Below are 15547 nucleotides of genomic sequence, written 5' to 3'. Positions count from 1 at the left end.
AGGTGCAGGAGGGGTGAAGGGAAACGGATCCCTCCACCGCACCGCCTGCGGCTCGTGCCGGGATAACATGGTTGCGTCCCTCTCCCAGAGCTGGGAGCGGGGACGGAGGCGAGGGCCACCCTCTCGCATCACGAAGGAGCTGGAATGACCGCGACGTTGACTCCCCGGTCGCTCCGGAGCTCAGCGCCGAGCCCGGAGCGCTCGCTCCTTGCGGGTGTGGTGCTGGCAGCGCTGGCGACCACGGTCATGGTCGGGGCGATGCGGGTCTTCGTCTCCTACATGGTCTTCGTGATCGACCAGGCCAACCGGGGAACCCTGGCCGCCGTGGCGGTGGGGGTCTTCCTCAGCGTCGGGCTCGGCGGCCCGCTGATCCGTGTGGTCGGAGCACGGCAGGCGCTTCTCGGCACAGCCGGGGCGCTGGCCCTGGCGCGGCTGCTCCTCCAGTTCTGGGACGCACCGGTCCCCCGGCTCGTGCTCGGTGCCGCCACGATCATCGCCTGGGGCTGGCTCACGCTGAGCCTCATCACCCTTGACCGTCGCGCCGTCGCGTTCGGCCTGCCCGCCGGTCTGGCGCTCGACCTCGGCATCCGCATCGCGAGGGGCACGGTCGATCTCCCCTGGCTGCCCGGCCCCGGCGCCCACGTGGTCACGGTGGTCCTGCTACTTACGCTGCTCTGGAGCGCGGTCGCCGTGGCACGGGCGGCGTCTGACACACCGACGCCCGGCGCGGCGCTCCCGCTGCTAGCCATCGGCCCGGCGCTGGCCCTGTTCCACCTGCAGATCGGCAACCTCGGGGTAGCCGAGACGCGGCTCGATCTGGACCTTCCCGGCGCCGGCGCCACCCTCGCGCTCGGGGCGATCGTTGGGCTGGTCGTGAGCGGCGTCGTCGCGAGCCAGAGTGAGCGCCGGTCACGCCTGAGCAGCGCGGCCGTGCTGGCGATCGTCGTCGCGGTCGGTTTCTGGCTGGCATGGAACGCCGAGGGGTGGGCGCTGGTCGGGGCCGGGCTCGTGACCACCGGCGCGGCAAGCCTCCCGCTGGTGACGCTGGCGCTCCTCGCGCCCACGCCGCGCGAGCGGGCGAGCCTCCGGGCCGACACCGCGGCCTTCACCGGCGGGATGCTGCTGCAGGTCGGGATCATCTTCGCCTACTACACCTTCTCCGGCCGGCCGGGCCTGATCTGGCCCGCCGTCCTGCTGCTCGCGGCGGGAGCGATTGCCGCTGCGGCGCCGCGCGCGCATCGCCCACCGGCCCGCGTGTCGGCAGTGCCGAGCGTGACGCTTGGCATCGCCGGCCTGCTCACGCTCGCCTGCGGCTGGTCCTGGCTCGGCACCGAGGACGTGACCGCCGGTCCGCCGCTCGGCCCCGACATCACCGTCATCACCTACAACATCCAGAACGGATTCTCCATCGACAACTACTTCGCGCTGGACGCACTCGCCCGCACGATCGAAGAGGTCCACCCCGATGTCGTCGTGCTCCAGGAGGTCAGCCGCGGCTGGCTCGTCTCCAGCGGGGTGGACGAACTGCGCTGGTTCAGCCACCGGCTCGGGATGCCCTACGTCTTCGGCACAAACGCCGACGACGGGATCTGGGGCAACGCGATCCTGACCCGCGCCCCGATCCTGGAAGTCGCCCACCGCCAGTACACGACCACGCAGAATCTCAAGCGCGGCGTCATCGGCGTACGGCTGGCAACCGAGCGCGGCGACCTCTGGGTCTTCGGCACCCACCTCGATGACCCGACAGAGGCAGGCCAGGTGCGCATGACCCAGGTGACGGAGCTGATCGACTTCTGGGGCGGGCGGACACCGGCCCTCTTGTTGGGCGACCTGAACGCCGAACCGGACAGCGAGGTGCTCCAGGCGCTGGCAGAGGCCGGGTTCGTCGACCTCGGAGAGGTGCTCGGGCCGGAGGCGTGGACCTCGGAGGACCACCGCCGGATCGACTACATCCTCGCGACCACCGGCATCGAGCTGCGCGACATCGAGATCCTGGACAGCCGTGCCTCCGACCATCGCCCCGTCGTCGCCCGGCTGACCATCGGGCCGTGACGAACCCAGGAGCGCCGGCGTCCTTCCCGGCTCCCGTCGCACCCCGCCAGGAATGCCGGCACTCCCGAGCAGGGAAAGGAAACTGAAATGACCGCGATCCCGAACGAGTTTCGCGCCCTGTACGTCGAGAAGGACGGGGACGACGTCTCCGTCGACTTCCGCACGCTGCGCCCGGACGACCTGCCGCCGGGCGAGGTGACCATCCGCGTGGCCTACTCCAGCGTGAACTACAAGGACGGACTCGCGGTGATCCCGACCGGGCGCGTCGTGCGCCGCTACCCGATGGTGCCGGGGATCGACCTGGCCGGCACAGTGGTGGAGTCGCAGGATCCTCGCTTCCAGCCCGGCGATGAGGTGCTGGCCACCAGCTACGAGATCGGCGTCTCACACTTCGGCGGCTACAGCGAGTACGCGCGTATCCCCGCCCAGTGGGTCCTCCCGCTCCCGGAGGGCCTGACGACGAAAGAGGCGATGGCTCTGGGCACCGCCGGGCTGGCCGCCGCGCTCTCGGTGCACCGCCTGCGCGAGCACGGCGTCACGCCGGAGCAGGGGCCGGTGCTGGTCACCGGCGCCACCGGTGGCGTCGGCTCGATCGCCGTCTCCATCCTGGCCCAGCTCGGCTACCACGTCGCCGCCAGCACCGGCAAGGCGACCGAGCACGACTACCTCCGGAGCCTCGGCGCCCAGGAGATCCTGCCGCGGGAGGAGACGTCGGCCGAGAGCACGCGCCCGCTGGAGAGCCAGCGCTGGGCCGGCGCCGTGGACCCGGTCGGCGGGGCGACCACCGCCTACCTGCTGCGCACGACCCGGTACGGCGGCACAGTGGCTCTCTGCGGTGTCGCCGGCGGCGCGGCGGTGACGACGACCGTCTTCCCCTTCATCCTGCGCGGCGTGACACTGGCCGGGGTCGACACCGTCGAGTGCCCGATGGATCTACGCCGCGAGATCTGGCAGCACCTCGCCACGGATTGGAAACCCGCCGGCCTGCTCGACCCGATCACCCAGGAGATCCCCTTCACCGACCTCCCGGCCACCCTCTCCGCCATCCTGCACGGCCAGGTCCGCGGCCGGGTCGTCGTGCGGATGTGACCGGAACCAGGGGCAACCAGCGGCACTTGACGTGCGGTACCCATGAGGTATAGTTGGGGCATAGAGAGGGCATTGGCGGGGCATAGGAGAGGCATAGCAGAGACAGGAAGCGGTCATGACAGCCATCAACACCGCAAGTGACCCGATCACGCAGGTTCATCGACAGGCCGTCGCGGCTCCACTAACTGAGGTTGCCGGGCTACTTCAGGAGGTACTTTCACGCCGGCTGACGGCCTTCATCGCGGGGGTCAAGGACGGGAAGACCGTTTCCCGCTGGGCGAACGGTGAAGTCACGGAGATCCGCGAGCACGAGACCGAGCAGCGCCTCCGGACGGCCTACGAGATCGCCCAGCTCTTACTGCTCCACGACTCGCCGCAGACCGTCAAGGCCTGGTTTATCGGGCTCAACCCCCAGCTCGACGATCGCTCTCCAGCCGAGGTCATCCGCGAGGGACAACTCCGCGAGGCCCTGGCCGCGGCGCGGGCATTTGTGGTCGGTGGTTAGCCAACTCGTTGCGGTCCCGCCGCCCGACACCCCCGTTTACCGGGTTGCGCGCGGCGCCGACCCGTTCGCGCCACCGCCATGGGAATATGCAGACGACGACGGGACATTCGGGAACCGATCCGACGATCCCGGCGCCCTGGTTGGGATTCCCGAGTCAGAGCGCTTCCGTACCATCTACTGCGCAACACAACGAGCGGCTGCCTTCGGCGAGACGATTGCCCGGATGCGTCCGTCGCTGGAGCTTATCGCGCAACTCGCCGATGTCGATGATGTTGTTGATGATGAACCGCTTGTGGAGACACTGCGGGGAGTAGTGGATCCTGAGGACCCCCGACGAGGTTTGGTTCCGAGCGACTGGCGTCTGAGACGCCGCGTCGGCGTGACATACCTCGATCCCTCACTGCGGTTCGTCGACCTTGCCGCACCCCAGACGATGACGCACCTACGCACAGCTTTGGCAAAGCGTGCGGCCGAACTGGGAATCGACGACATCGATCTCAGCACGATCACGAGCAGACAGCGGCGCTTCACTCAGGACTGCGCACGGTACATCTACGAGCAGGTAGACGAGGCGGGTAACCCGCTCTATGCCGGGATTCGCTATCCCTCCCGCCTCAACCCGGACTGGGAATGCTGGGCGATCTTCGACACACGCATGGTCCACCACCCGTGTCCCACGGAGACGATCCACCCCGACGACACAGGGCTCGTGGAGGCAGCTGAGCTGCTCGGCCTCACCATTGAGAGCGTCCGCAAGGGGGATTTTCTGCGCCCGTAGCCTACGAGCCGTCACGCTCACCCCGCTCCACCCTCTCCCGCAGCGCCTCCCAGGCGGCGCGGGCGTGGGTGAGGTCGGCGGGGGTTTCGTGGTCGGCGTAGCGGGCGATCTGGTAGCGCTGAGTGAGGTCGGCGAGCGGCTCGCCGGCCGACGGCCACGCCTCGGCGGCGCGGGCGGCGTAGTCGCCGGGGGACTCGGTGGGCCGGCGGGGGAGGCCGGCGCGGGCGGCGAGGACCAGCAGGTGACGATAGGCCTCGCGCACGCTGGTCGGGGGTGCGTCGAGGTCGTAGTGACCGTTGCGGCGCCCGCCGCGCGCTGCGCCCAGCCCCCGCAGCCAGCCGCGGAGCTGCGCCAGCGCCAGCTCCCGTGACCAGACGCTCTCCCGCACCTCGTCCAGCGCCTGGTCGGTCCGCTCGGGCCGGAAGCGGCGGAGCGTGCGCAGCACCAGCCAGACCCCGGCGGCGAGAGCACCTGCGATCAGCAGGATCTCCAGCGCCGTGCCGATGAACGGGGGCAGCGCGTTCCGCGCCTGCTCCTGGAACTCCGGCAGCGGCGGCGGGCCGGGGGACTGCCCCTCCTGCGGCTGTTCGCGCTCCCCGACCAGGGCGCGGACGAGCCAGATCAGCGGCGTCAGCGCCAGGAAGAAAAGGTAGGCGACCGCGGTCATGACCCAAATCAGCCCGGTCGCGAGCGCCTCGAACACGAGGAGGAGCGGCCGCAGCACCTGGCGCCAGACGTCCGGCCCGGCCACACCCGCGAGCAGCAGCGCCAGGAGGACGATGCCGACCGCCAGCGCCGCGCCGGCCCCGATCCAGCCTGCGCCGCCCTCACGGACGCGCGCCCGCACCACCCGCTCCTGCGCCGCCGCTACCGCAACGAGTCCACCGATCAGCACCACCGGCACCGCCGTGGCAGCGGATGCGAACGCGTTCCGCCCAGCCTCGCCGCCGGTCGCGGCCGCCACGATCAACGCGACGACCAGCAGGGCGATGCCGCGTTCGAGTAGGCCCCGCGCGGATCCGGGCGGGAAGGGGTCGGGGTGCACGCCGAGGGCGATGCCGCGCCACCAGGCCAGCCCGGCGACAGCGAGGAGCGCGTAGACCGCACCGTCGCGGCTCACGAGGCCGTCGATCAGCGTCAGGGGCGCCGCGAGGCCGGCACCGGCCAGGCCCAGCCAAACGATTACCAGCGCCAGCCAGAGGCCGAGGCTCAGCAGCCGCGCGGCGGCGATGTCCCAGCCGCTGCTGAGGAAGCCGCGCGCCGACCAGAAGGCCACCAGCCCGGCCAGGGCGATCCCGAGCGGCGCGGGGACCGTCGCGCCCGGGTGCCCGAGCATGCCGGCCAGGAGGTGCAGCCACGGCGCGATGGCCGCGACCTCGACCGCCGCGACCAGCACCGACAGCAGCAGATCAACCCAGGCGGAACGCAGCCATGCGCTCAAGCGATACCTCCGGACCGAAGCGGTGGACCGTGAAGCCGGGGCGCGCAGGGAGATCGGGCGCCCGCTCACCGAACGCGAGCAGAGCCACCGCGTGCCCCGCGCGGTAGAGCCGCGCCAGCGTCTCCTCCAGCGCCGGGGTAACGTAGCCGGTGATGACCACGACCGTCGCACCCCAGGGCAGTCGCCGCGCCTCGTTCGCAAGCAGCGTCTCGACGCGGAAGCCGGTATAGGGGATCAGCAGCGCCAGCGCCTCCAGGATCTTCCCCAACTGCGCCGGGTGCCGGCTGGGCGCCAGGCGGACTGAGCGCTGCCCACCAACCAGCGGGGCGTTGACGTAGAGCCCGACCTGGCGCCGCTCCTCCAGCCCATGCGCGGCGAGCGAGGCCGCGGCCGAGATCGCCAGCTCCAGCGCCTCCGGGTCGATCCCCTGCCAGAAATGCTCGAACGTGTTGACGTCGAGGAAGATCGCCAGCGTCGGCAACGCGCTCGGCTCGTACTGTTTGGACTGCAGCGTGCCCGTCCGGGCGCTGGCGCGCCAGTGGACCCGGCGGGGGTGATCGCCCAGCACGTAGGGGCGCACCCCGGCCACGCGCAGCGGGTCTTCCAGCAGCGGCTTGACCGGCTTTTCGTCGCCGAACGGCTGCTTGGCCGGCAGGCCGAACGCGGTCACAGGGAGCACGCGCGGGTAGACGATGAGAGCATCGACCACCTCCAGCGACCCGCGGCAGGTGGCGAAACCGAAGACGTCGCCAGTGCTGAGATCCACCGGGCCGAAGCGATAGTAACCCCGCCGCTCGCAGACGACCCGGTAGCGGCGGCGGACGCGCTCGTAGGGTCGCGCAGCGAAGAACGTGCGGAAGATATCGATCTTGGGCGTGGGCGACGGCTCCAGCGACAGACCGGGGAACTCCAGCCCCTGGGGGAACTGGTCTTCTACCTCCAGCCAAGGCAGCGGCAAGAGCTTGGCATTCTCGACGGTGATCTCCAGCAGCACCTCCTCGCCGGGGAAGGCGCGGGAGCGGGAGAAGGAACGGGTGTAGCGCACGTGTCGCAGACCGTACCGCTGCCAGAGAAGCGCCACACCGATGGCCAGCGCCACCGCCATTGCCAGCAGTGCCAGCAGCGGCTGGCGCAGTAGCGCCGCCACCAGGAACAGCGCCACCGCCCCGCCGAGTAGATAGCGGATGCGCTCTGGATCCTTCCAGCCGGTATCGGGGCGAGACCCGTCGTCAGGCGTCATGCGTCATCCGTCATGCGTCATGCGTCAATCGTGACGAGTGCTGCCTATTGCGTGTTCCGCGTTCCGTGCTCTGTCATCGGTGTTGTCCTCTTGTCTCGGGTCAGCATGCACAAAGTCGGATGACGGATGACGCATCACGTATGACGCGTCACGCCTCGGTCTCCTCCTCGACCGGCACGGGGACCTGGGCGATCAGGTCGCTGAGGATCGCCTCTTTGGTGCGGCCCTGGAGTTCGACGCGCGCGGCCGGGATGATCCGGTGCGCCAGCACCGGCAACGCCATCGCCCGCACGTCGTCCGGGATGACGAAGCCGCGCCCGTTCATTGCCGCGGTCGCCTGCGCCGCGCGGGCCAGCGCCAGCGCCGCCCGCGGGCTGGCGCCCAGCTCGATCTCATCGTGGGAACGGGTGAGGCGCACGATGTCCAGCACGTAGTCTTCCACGGCCGCGCCGATGTACACCCGGCGCACGGTGCCGATCATCGCCGTGATCTCTTCCGGGCTGGTCACCGCCTGCACCTCGGCCAGCGGGTCATGCACCCGGAAGCGCCGCAGCATGTCCCGCTCGTCCTCGCGCTCCGGGTAGCCGACGGCCGTGCTGAGGAAGAAGCGGTCGAGCTGCGCCTCCGGCAGCGGGAAGGTTCCCTCGAGTTCAACCGGGTTCTGCGTGGCGACGACGAGGAAGGGGCGGGGCAGTGGGTAGGTCTGCCGCTCGACCGTCACCTGCCGCTCCTCCATCGCCTCGAGGAGTGCCGATTGCGTGCGTGGCCCGGCGCGGTTGATCTCATCGGCAAGGACGACGTTGGCGAAGACCGGCCCGGGGTGGAAGGTGAACGTCGCGCTGCGCTGGTCGAAGACGAGCGAGCCGGAGACGTCGGATGGGAGCAGGTCCGGTGTGAACTGGATGCGGTGGAAGGTGCCACCAAGGGCTAGGCTGAGCGAGCGCGCGAGCTTTGTCTTGCCGATCCCCGGCACGTCTTCGATCAGCACGTGCCCCTCGGCGAGGATCGCCACCAACAGCCGGTCGATCACCGCCCTTTTGCCGACGATGACCTGCTCCACCGCGGCCCGCAGCCGGTCGACCGTAACCCGGATCGCGTTGAGCGTCGCCTCATCCGGCCGATCCGCCACTCGTGCCGCGCTCTCCATCGCCAGCCTCCGTCATCGCCCGCCCCGCACCGTCCGGGGCGATCGCTCCTCGTTGATCAACGCGTGTCTCCACACGCAGGGTACCACGCGGGTCACACAGGCGCATAGGCAGTGGGAACGGGTGATGAACGCGTCCGGTGTGGTGAGGGGTTCCGCGCCGTGGTCCGTGCCCGGGGATTGAGGGCACGAGGTGCCTTTGTCGGGGGAACGCGGCCGGCACGTTCCCGGGGGTGAACCCCCGGGCTCACAATGCGAAGCCCGCTAAAGCGGGCTGGGGGTCATGAACCGACCGGGTGGTGAGAGGATCTCCGCAGCGTGGTCCGTGCCCGGGGGTAAACCCCCGGGCTGAATAATGGGTAAGCCCACTGAAGGGGCTTCCATCTCGTACACCCGGGCTGACCCGATCCAGCCTCCGGACAGGCCCAGCGTCCCTAGTCCCTTCAGTGGACTTCGCCGTGTCAGCCCGGGGGTTTACCCCCGGGCACTAACCGCCCGGTCGGCGCTCAACACCGGGGTGTTAGCCCATTTTCCTTCAGCCCGCTCTAGCCGGCTTTCATTGTGAGCCCGGGGGTGAACCCCCGGACCCCAACCACCGCGCGGGATCCCTCACATCACCCGTCGCGGGTCAATCCGCCGTGACCTGTGCCCCGGCCAGCGCCCGAGCCTCTTCCACGATGCGGTCGACGCCGGGGATCACCGCCGACTCCAGCGGCTCGGAGAAGGGAATCGGCACGTCCGGCACCGCCAGCCGGTGGATCGGCGCCTTGAGCGCGTCGAAGGCCGCGGCCTGGATGCGGAAGGCCAGCTCCCCGGTCATGCCGTAGCTCTGGTAATCCTCGTCCACGATGAGGACCCGGCCGGTCTTGCGCGCCGAGGCGACCAGGGTGTCGGTGTCGAGTGGCACCAGGGTGCGCACGTCGATCACCTCAGCGTCGATGCCGTCCTGAGCCAGGCGCTCGGCCGCACGGAGGCTGCGCGGGACCATGACGCCCGCCGCCACGATGGTCAGGTCGCTCCCCTCACGGCGGACGGCCGCCTGCCCGAAGGGGATGGTGTACGGCTCCTCCGGCACCGTCTCCTCCTCGCCCTCGAACGGGAGGAACGGCAGCCCGGTCAGGAGCTTGTGGCCAAAGATCACCACCGGGTTGTTGTCGCGCAGCGCGGTCAGCGTCAGCCCCTTCGCGTCGTAGGCGGTCGACGGCACGACGACCTTGAAGCCGGGGACGTGGGCAAAGAGGCCGTAGAGGACCTGCGAGTGCTGCGCGGCGTCGCCGTAGCCGCCGCCGATGGCGGTGAGGACCGTCACCGGCATGGCGAACTGGCCCCCCGACATGTAGTGGTTCTTCGCCATGTGGTTGTACATCTGGTCGAAGCCGGCGCCGAGGAAGTCAACGAACATCAGCGACACCACCGGGTGCATCCCGGTTGCGGCGGCGCCGACCGCCATGCCCATGAATGTCTGCTCGGTGATCGGAGTGTCGATCACCCGCTCGCGGCCGTACTTCTGGTGCAGGCCCATGGTGAAGCCGAAGACGGCGCCCCAGTAGGTAACGTCCTCGCCCATCACGACGACCTTGGGGTTGCCGGACATCTCCTGGTCGATCGCCTCCGCGATGGCGAAGGCGATGCCTTTCATCGTTCGTGCGCTCATGCGAACACCCCCATCAGCGCCTCACGCTGCTCGGGCAGCGGGCTCTCCTCGGCGAAGGCAATCGCCTGCGCCGCATCACGCGCTGCCTCCTCGCGCAGTTCCGCCAGCGTCGCGTCGTCGGCCCAACCCAGCCGGATTAGGCGCTTACCCAGCCGCTCGATCGGGTCGAGCGTGCGCCAGAGTTCGACCTCCTCACGGGTGCGGTAGTCCTCGCCGTCCCCCTCGAAGTGACCCCGGTAGCGGTAGCAGACCGCCTCGATCACCGTGGGGCCGTGGCCCGCCCGCGCCCGCTCGATGGCGCGCTTCGCTGCGGCGTAGACGTCGATGACGTCCATGCCGTCGACCAGGTAGGCCGGGACGTTGTACGCCTGCGCTCGGTGGGACTGGTGCGTGCTTGCCAGCGCGGCCCACTTCGGCGTCGAGTCGGCGTAGAGGTTGTCCTCGATCACGATCACGAGCGGCAACTGCCAGAGTGCCGCGGCTGTCAGCGTCTCGCTGAAGGTGCCGTGGTTGGCCGCGCCCTCGCCGGAGAAGGCGACCGCGACGTTCGGCTGCCCCTGGGCACGGAAGCTGAAGGCCGCCCCCGCAGCCTGTGGGTAGGACGCGCCGACGATGCCGCTGCAAGAGAAGTTCTTCTCGGCGTCGAACAGGTGCATGTGGCCGCCCTTGCCGCGGCACAACCCGGTGTTCTTGCCGAAGATCTCGGCCGCAAGGCGGCCGGGGTCGATGCCCTTGGCCAGCGCGTGGTGGTGCGGCCGGTGTGTGCTCACGACCGCATCGGCATCCGTGAGCAACGAGCAGACGCCGACCGCGACCGCCTCCTGTCCCACGGCCAGGTGCATCTCGCCGCGGATCGGCCCCGCTGCCATGTTGAAGTTCGGCGTCTTGCCGATGGCGTAGCGCTCGGCGATCAACTCCTCGAAGTCGCGGATCAGGCACATTTGGCGGTACTGTGCCAGCAGCGCCTCCCGCGTCAGACCCGCTCTGTCGAGGAGGAAATGCAAGTCGGGGAGTGCCGGCTCCGGTTTCCACATGACGACACCTCCTGTCCGCGCGGGCGCGGCTTGGCCGAGCGCCCTATTCGGTTGTCGCGTCGCTCGTTCCGAGCATAGTCCGAGAGTGTCCAGGTGTCAATTGCTCATCATGTCGCAGCGCCGCTTTCGGTTCGCGCAGAGTCGTGCCCGATGTAGTCGCAAGTCTTCGGCCCGGGTGGCCATCGGCGAGGCACGGCCACCAATGTGCGGTAGACTTCTGAAAGACAGGCCGCACCCCAGCCGGGGTAGGAGCGAGAGAGGGTGAGGGCGGGACCGGATGGTGCGACTCCTCCCGCGAGACACACGGTTCTTCCAGTACTTCCAAGAGGGGGCCGAGAACGCGCGTGAGGTTGCGCAGGGCCTGAGCGATATCCTCGATGATTTCACCGACGTCCCGGATCGGGTGCGCCGGCTGGAGGATCTGGAGCATCGCGGCGACGAGATCACCCATCGCGTCCTCACGGCGCTCGACACCACGTTCCTGACCCCGTTCGACCGCGAAGACATCCGCGAGCTGGCTGCGGCGCTGGACGACTTCATCGACTACATCACCGCCGCCGCCGGTCGGCTCGTGCTCTACAAGATCGACCGCCCCACCGAGCGCGCGCGGCTCTTCGGGCGCATCATCGCGGAGCAGGGCACGGCGATCGCCGCGGCGATGAACCTGCTCGCGCAGGACAATCATCGGCGCGAGATTATGACCTACATCGTCGAGATCAACCGCCTGGAGGACGAAGCCGACGACGCGCTCAGCGACGCGCTGGCCGAACTCTACGCCGACGTCCACGATATCCCCTCGGTCATCAAGGAGATCCGCTGGGAAGAGCTCTACCACCGCCTGGAGGATGTCGCCGACCGTGGAGAGGATCTCGCCAACACACTGGAGGGCATCATCTCCAAGTAGTCATGTCGCTCCGCGACTCCTCCACCAACAACACGTAGCCGCACCGGCTCTGGCACCGGATGCGTCCCCCGCATCCGTTTGGGGCGTTGTACGTTCTTGACATAGCAACGGGTGTGTGCTAAACTATCTAGGTTTTCGGACCGGGCGGCAGGTCTGGTCCGAAAGCGCGGAGCGGATGTGTGAAGTGTCAGAATCAAGGAGTCACATGACGGAGCGAGCGATCCAGGACACCTACGAACTGGAGCGGCTGGCGGAAGAGGCCGAGGTTCGGGACGTCGTCGATGAGTCGGCGGACCTCATCGACCAGGCCACCAGCGACGCTGTCTATCGCTACTTTCGCGACGTCGGTGGGCACCAGCTCCTAACGCACCGTGAAGAGATCGAGTATTCCCGGGCGGTTCGCGCCGGGCTTGAGGCGCGCAAGCGGCTCGAGGCCGGTGAGGACTCGGAGGAGCTGCATCAGATTATCGAGCGTGCCAAGGCGGCTCGGGAGAAGCTGATCCGACATAACCTGCGCCTGGTCGTGTCGATCGCCAAGAAGTATCGGACCAGTGGGCTGCCCCTGATCGATCTGATTCAGGAGGGCAATATCGGTCTGATGACCGCGGTTGAGCGGTACGACCCGGAGCTGGGCTATCGCTTCAGCACCTACGCGACCTTCTGGATCCGGCAGGCGATCGGCCGCGCCGTGGCGAACCAGAGCCGGACCATTCGCGTCCCGGTGCATATGCATGACCTGATTTCGAAGGTGCGCCGGACGGAGGCGCAGCTCGAGCAGTTGCATGGTCGGCCCGCCACCGACCAGGAGTTGGCCCAGGCCCTCGACCTCGACGTCGAGCGCATCGAGCAGGCCCGGTCGGCGATCCCGCGGACCTCGTCCCTCGATAAGCCGATTGGCGAGGATGGAGAGAGCACCATCGGCGACTTGCTGCCTGATCCCGCCAGCGACGAGGTGGTGGACCAGGCGGTCACCAGCGCGATCCGCGATCAGATCCGCCGCAGCCTCGAGAGCCTGAGCGAGCGCGAGCGGGGCGTCCTGACGCTGCGGTTCGGCCTCGGCGGCCAGCAGCCGCAGACGCTGGCGGAGATTGCCGAGTACTACGGCATCAGCCGCGAGCGGGTACGCCAGATCGAGAAGGAGGCGCTGGCCAAGCTGCGCAATTCGGACCTGATCCAGCTTGCCAACGCGGCGTAGCGTTCCAGCCGAACAGTTCACCCCCGGCGGGGATCCCCGCCGGGGGTTTCTGTTTTCAGAAGTCGGCATGTGCCCGGGGCTGAACGCCGGTCTGATAGCACGTGCCCGGGGGTAAACCCCCGGGCTGACAAGGCGAAGCCCGCTAAAGCGGGCTGGGGCGCAGCAGGACTCAGACCCAGATGATAAGTGTCCGCCGATCGGTGAGGGCCCGGGGGTTTATCCCCGGGCTGAATAGCGGGAAAGCCCACTGAAGGGGCTGCGATGGCCACACACAGGCAGAGCCGATTCGGCACCCCGCCCGGCGCCGCGTCCCCAGCCCCTTCAGTTCCCAGCGCGGCTGATGCCGCGCCATACCAACGCGGCGGCTCAGGTCGCCGCACTCCGAAGCCATGCGCATTCGCCCGCATGTGGTTTGTCCACGCACGGAGTGCGCTCGGGGTCAGAACGGCCAGAGGTTGATCTGCTGAGCCCAGGCGTGGTCGGGTTGGGTCAGGAGGTAGTGGATCGCGTCGGCCACGTCCTCGGGGTCGAGGTACTTCTTCCCGCTCGCGCGCTTCTCGGCGCGCGTGCTCGGGCCGAAGTCGGTGAGGATGCTGCCGGGCAGGATCGTGCTGCACTTGATCCCGTCCGGCCCGACCTCCTCGGCCAGGGATTCCATGAAGCCGATGACGGCGAACTTCGAGGCGGAGTAAGCGGCCAGATTGGCGTAGCCGCGGCGCCCGGCGCCGGAGGAGATGGCGATGATGTGGCCGCCGCCACGCCGCCGGAGGAACGGCAGCACGGCTCGGGCACAGAGGAAGAGGCCCGTGACGTTGGTGGCGAATGTCTGCTGCCAGTCGGTGAGCGAGTAGTGCTCGACCGGCCCGTAGAGGCCGACCCCGGCGCTGTAGACCAGGGCGTCGATACCGCCGAGATCGCCCGCGAGCTGTGCCACCGCGGTGCCCACGGCCACCTCGTCCGCTGCGTCGGCCGGGAGCACGACCGCTTGCCCGCCGATGCGGCGCACCGCGGTCGCGGTTTCCTGCAACGGCTCAGGACGCCGGCCGAGCAAGCCGACGCCTACGCCCTCCCGCGCCAGCCGCAGGGCGGTCGCGCGACCGACGCCACTGCCAGCGCCGGTAATCAGCGCGACCTTGCCGCGGAGGGCCGTCATGCGGGCGCCCCCTCCGGAGCTACTCGTCGACCCGCCGGGCCACGAACCACGACACCCCAGCGATGATCGTCAGGAGCGACACGCCCAGCGCGACGGCCGCCTCACCCGAAATCTCGATCGACGTAAAGAGCAGGGACTCACCGATCCCGACGATCATCAGGAAGATGAAGGCGCAGATGATCACCGGAAGGATGACCGCCGGCACCCAAATCTTCTTAATCAAGAACGATCCTCCTCAACCAGTCCCACAGCCCCGGCGCGGCAGGCAAAGCCGACCCTGCCGGGGCACCACCTCACCCGGACCGATTATGGCCGAACCGGTGTCGCCGGGCAACTGGTTGTGCCGCCGATAGGTCGGACCGGCTCCGCGTCCTGAGCTGCCGGCAGGCGGCCGTCAGCCGATTGACTGGATGAAGTCCTCCACGTGGCCGTTGACGCCGACGCTTGACGGCAGGGCAACGACGTTGGCGCGTCGTGGCGCGGGGCGGAAGACGTAGCCCACGCCCCGCACCGTGTGCAGGTACTCCGGCGCCGCCGGGTCCCGCTCCAGCTTCTTGCGCAACCGGCTGATGTACACATCCACCCGGTTGCTCTCCCCCACAAAGTCGTACCCCCACGTCCGCTCGATCAACGTCTCCCGGCTGATGGTGATCTGACTGTTGCGCATCAGACACTCCAACAGCCGCATCTCCGTCGGCGTCAGCAGCACCGGCTCCCGCCCGGCCACTCGCACCGTCAACTCCCCAATCGCCAGCTCGACGTCCCCCACCTTCAGCACCGTGCCCATCGCCTGGTAGTCCGCCCGCTGGCAACGGCGCGCCACCGCCCCCACCCGCGCCACCAACTCGGCCGGGTCGTAGGGCTCGACGATGAAGTCATCGGCGCCGTGCTCGAAGGCGCGCACCTTGGCCCGGGTGCTGCCCTGCTCGCTGACGAAGATCAGCGGCCCGGTGTAGCGCCGCCCTCGCAGCTCCTTGCACAGCTCCCAGCCGTCCAGGTCCGGCAGCTCCGCCTCCAACAGCACCGCGTCGGTCTCCCGCTCGAACACCGCGTGGAGCCCCGCGGCCGCCGTCGTTGCCTGAACCACGGTGTGCCCGGCCTCACCGAGGATGAATCCGACGAGACGGGTAGCCGTCTGGTCCGGATCGATAACTACGATGCGCATTGATGCCCTCCACCCTGAGACGTCCATCTGGTCAGGCATCGGCGAGCCCGGTTGGTCTACCCCCGGATATTTCGCCCCCGGCACGACGCCCAATGGGCGCCGTTCTCCGCGTGCTGGCGGCATTCCCCGAAGTTGAACACCCCCAGCTTCGCAACCGGGGCTCGACCGGTGTCACGCGATTAAACGAATGTGT

14 protein-coding genes are annotated in these 15547 nt (G+C 69.0%); 6 read left to right on the top strand and 8 right to left on the bottom strand.

Annotated elements, in window-relative coordinates; genetic code table 11:
* Nucleotides 1-144 precede the first annotated feature (144 nt).
* From STHE_RS15705 to STHE_RS15690, 4 genes are all read left to right on the top strand, one after another.
* A complete protein-coding gene (locus STHE_RS15705) occupies nt 145-2052 on the top strand; it encodes an endonuclease/exonuclease/phosphatase family protein (protein WP_012873575.1) in 1908 nt (635 codons plus the stop codon).
* A gap of 87 nt (nt 2053-2139) precedes the next feature.
* Nucleotides 2140-3141 (top strand): NADPH:quinone oxidoreductase family protein, encoded by a 1002-nt coding sequence (locus tag STHE_RS15700; protein ID WP_012873574.1) that lies wholly within the window; start codon nt 2140-2142, stop codon nt 3139-3141.
* A gap of 115 nt (nt 3142-3256) precedes the next feature.
* Nucleotides 3257-3646, top strand: a complete 390-nt coding sequence (locus STHE_RS15695; protein ID WP_012873573.1) for a hypothetical protein — start codon at nt 3257-3259, stop codon at nt 3644-3646.
* Between the two features lie 223 nt (nt 3647-3869).
* The gene (locus tag STHE_RS15690) at nt 3870-4424 is read left to right on the top strand and encodes a hypothetical protein (protein ID WP_342626144.1); all 555 of its coding nucleotides are present in this window, start codon (nt 3870-3872) and stop codon (nt 4422-4424) included.
* 1 nt (nt 4425) lies between these two features.
* Here STHE_RS15690 and STHE_RS15685 read toward each other — a convergent pair whose 3' ends face one another.
* The 5 genes from STHE_RS15685 to STHE_RS15665 all read right to left on the bottom strand — a co-directional run bounded on the left by STHE_RS15685 (nt 4426) and on the right by STHE_RS15665 (nt 10937).
* Complete coding sequence (locus STHE_RS15685; RefSeq protein ID WP_012873571.1) at nt 4426-5865, bottom strand: DUF4129 domain-containing protein; 1440 nt, start codon at nt 5863-5865, stop codon at nt 4426-4428.
* Nucleotides 5834-7105 (bottom strand): DUF58 domain-containing protein, encoded by a 1272-nt coding sequence (locus tag STHE_RS15680; protein WP_012873570.1) that lies wholly within the window; start codon nt 7103-7105, stop codon nt 5834-5836. The genes STHE_RS15685 and STHE_RS15680 overlap by 32 nt, the downstream gene beginning before the upstream one ends.
* A 148-nt stretch (nt 7106-7253) precedes the next feature.
* Complete coding sequence (locus tag STHE_RS15675; protein ID WP_012873569.1) at nt 7254-8252, bottom strand: AAA family ATPase; 999 nt, start codon at nt 8250-8252, stop codon at nt 7254-7256.
* Nucleotides 8253-8877: 625 nt separating this feature from the next.
* Nucleotides 8878-9903 carry an alpha-ketoacid dehydrogenase subunit beta gene (locus tag STHE_RS15670; RefSeq protein ID WP_012873568.1) on the bottom strand — a complete coding sequence of 342 codons (1026 nt, stop codon included), beginning with the start codon at nt 9901-9903 and terminating at the stop codon, nt 8878-8880.
* The gene (locus STHE_RS15665; protein ID WP_012873567.1) at nt 9900-10937 is read right to left on the bottom strand and encodes a thiamine pyrophosphate-dependent dehydrogenase E1 component subunit alpha; all 1038 of its coding nucleotides are present in this window, start codon (nt 10935-10937) and stop codon (nt 9900-9902) included. Before STHE_RS15665 ends, STHE_RS15670 begins: the two co-directional genes overlap by 4 nt.
* 277 nt (nt 10938-11214) lie before the next feature.
* Between STHE_RS15665 and STHE_RS15660 the strand changes: the two genes are divergently transcribed.
* The gene (locus STHE_RS15660) at nt 11215-11841 is read left to right on the top strand and encodes a DUF47 domain-containing protein (RefSeq protein WP_012873566.1); all 627 of its coding nucleotides are present in this window, start codon (nt 11215-11217) and stop codon (nt 11839-11841) included.
* 205 nt (nt 11842-12046) lie between these two features.
* Complete coding sequence (locus STHE_RS15655; RefSeq protein WP_052295400.1) at nt 12047-13036, top strand: sigma-70 family RNA polymerase sigma factor; 990 nt, start codon at nt 12047-12049, stop codon at nt 13034-13036.
* Between the two features lie 439 nt (nt 13037-13475).
* Here the strand turns inward: STHE_RS15655 and STHE_RS15650 are convergent, their stop codons facing one another.
* The 3 genes from STHE_RS15650 to STHE_RS15640 form a co-directional block, all read right to left on the bottom strand.
* Nucleotides 13476-14189: an SDR family oxidoreductase gene (locus tag STHE_RS15650; protein WP_012873564.1), complete on the bottom strand. Its 714-nt coding sequence runs from the start codon at nt 14187-14189 to the stop codon at nt 13476-13478.
* A gap of 19 nt (nt 14190-14208) precedes the next feature.
* Complete coding sequence (locus tag STHE_RS15645; RefSeq protein ID WP_012873563.1) at nt 14209-14412, bottom strand: hypothetical protein; 204 nt, start codon at nt 14410-14412, stop codon at nt 14209-14211.
* A gap of 171 nt (nt 14413-14583) precedes the next feature.
* Nucleotides 14584-15354 carry a response regulator transcription factor gene (locus STHE_RS15640; RefSeq protein ID WP_012873562.1) on the bottom strand — a complete coding sequence of 257 codons (771 nt, stop codon included), beginning with the start codon at nt 15352-15354 and terminating at the stop codon, nt 14584-14586.
* Between the last annotated feature and the right edge of the window lie 193 nt (nt 15355-15547).

The organism is Sphaerobacter thermophilus DSM 20745 (assembly GCF_000024985.1).
Taxonomy (GTDB): domain Bacteria; phylum Chloroflexota; class Chloroflexia; order Thermomicrobiales; family Thermomicrobiaceae; genus Sphaerobacter; species Sphaerobacter thermophilus.
This window is presented reverse-complemented; position numbering and strand designations above follow the sequence as displayed.

Excerpts from the sequence above, each read along its gene's own strand:
- STHE_RS15650 (WP_012873564.1), bottom strand. The coding sequence starts at position 14,189 with ATGACGGCCCTCCGCGGCAAGGTCGCGCTGATTACCGGCGCTGGCAGT.
- STHE_RS15660 (WP_012873566.1), top strand. The coding sequence starts at position 11,215 with ATGGTGCGACTCCTCCCGCGAGACACACGGTTCTTCCAGTACTTCCAA.
- STHE_RS15640 (WP_012873562.1), bottom strand. The coding sequence starts at position 15,354 with ATGCGCATCGTAGTTATCGATCCGGACCAGACGGCTACCCGTCTCGTC.
- STHE_RS15705 (WP_012873575.1), top strand. The coding sequence starts at position 145 with ATGACCGCGACGTTGACTCCCCGGTCGCTCCGGAGCTCAGCGCCGAGC.
- STHE_RS15695 (WP_012873573.1), top strand. The coding sequence starts at position 3,257 with ATGACAGCCATCAACACCGCAAGTGACCCGATCACGCAGGTTCATCGA.
- STHE_RS15665 (WP_012873567.1), bottom strand. The coding sequence starts at position 10,937 with ATGTGGAAACCGGAGCCGGCACTCCCCGACTTGCATTTCCTCCTCGAC.
- STHE_RS15680 (WP_012873570.1), bottom strand. The coding sequence starts at position 7,105 with ATGACGCCTGACGACGGGTCTCGCCCCGATACCGGCTGGAAGGATCCA.
- STHE_RS15690 (WP_342626144.1), top strand. The coding sequence starts at position 3,870 with ATGCGTCCGTCGCTGGAGCTTATCGCGCAACTCGCCGATGTCGATGAT.
- STHE_RS15675 (WP_012873569.1), bottom strand. The coding sequence starts at position 8,252 with ATGGAGAGCGCGGCACGAGTGGCGGATCGGCCGGATGAGGCGACGCTC.
- STHE_RS15700 (WP_012873574.1), top strand. The coding sequence starts at position 2,140 with ATGACCGCGATCCCGAACGAGTTTCGCGCCCTGTACGTCGAGAAGGAC.
- STHE_RS15670 (WP_012873568.1), bottom strand. The coding sequence starts at position 9,903 with ATGAGCGCACGAACGATGAAAGGCATCGCCTTCGCCATCGCGGAGGCG.
- STHE_RS15655 (WP_052295400.1), top strand. The coding sequence starts at position 12,047 with ATGACGGAGCGAGCGATCCAGGACACCTACGAACTGGAGCGGCTGGCG.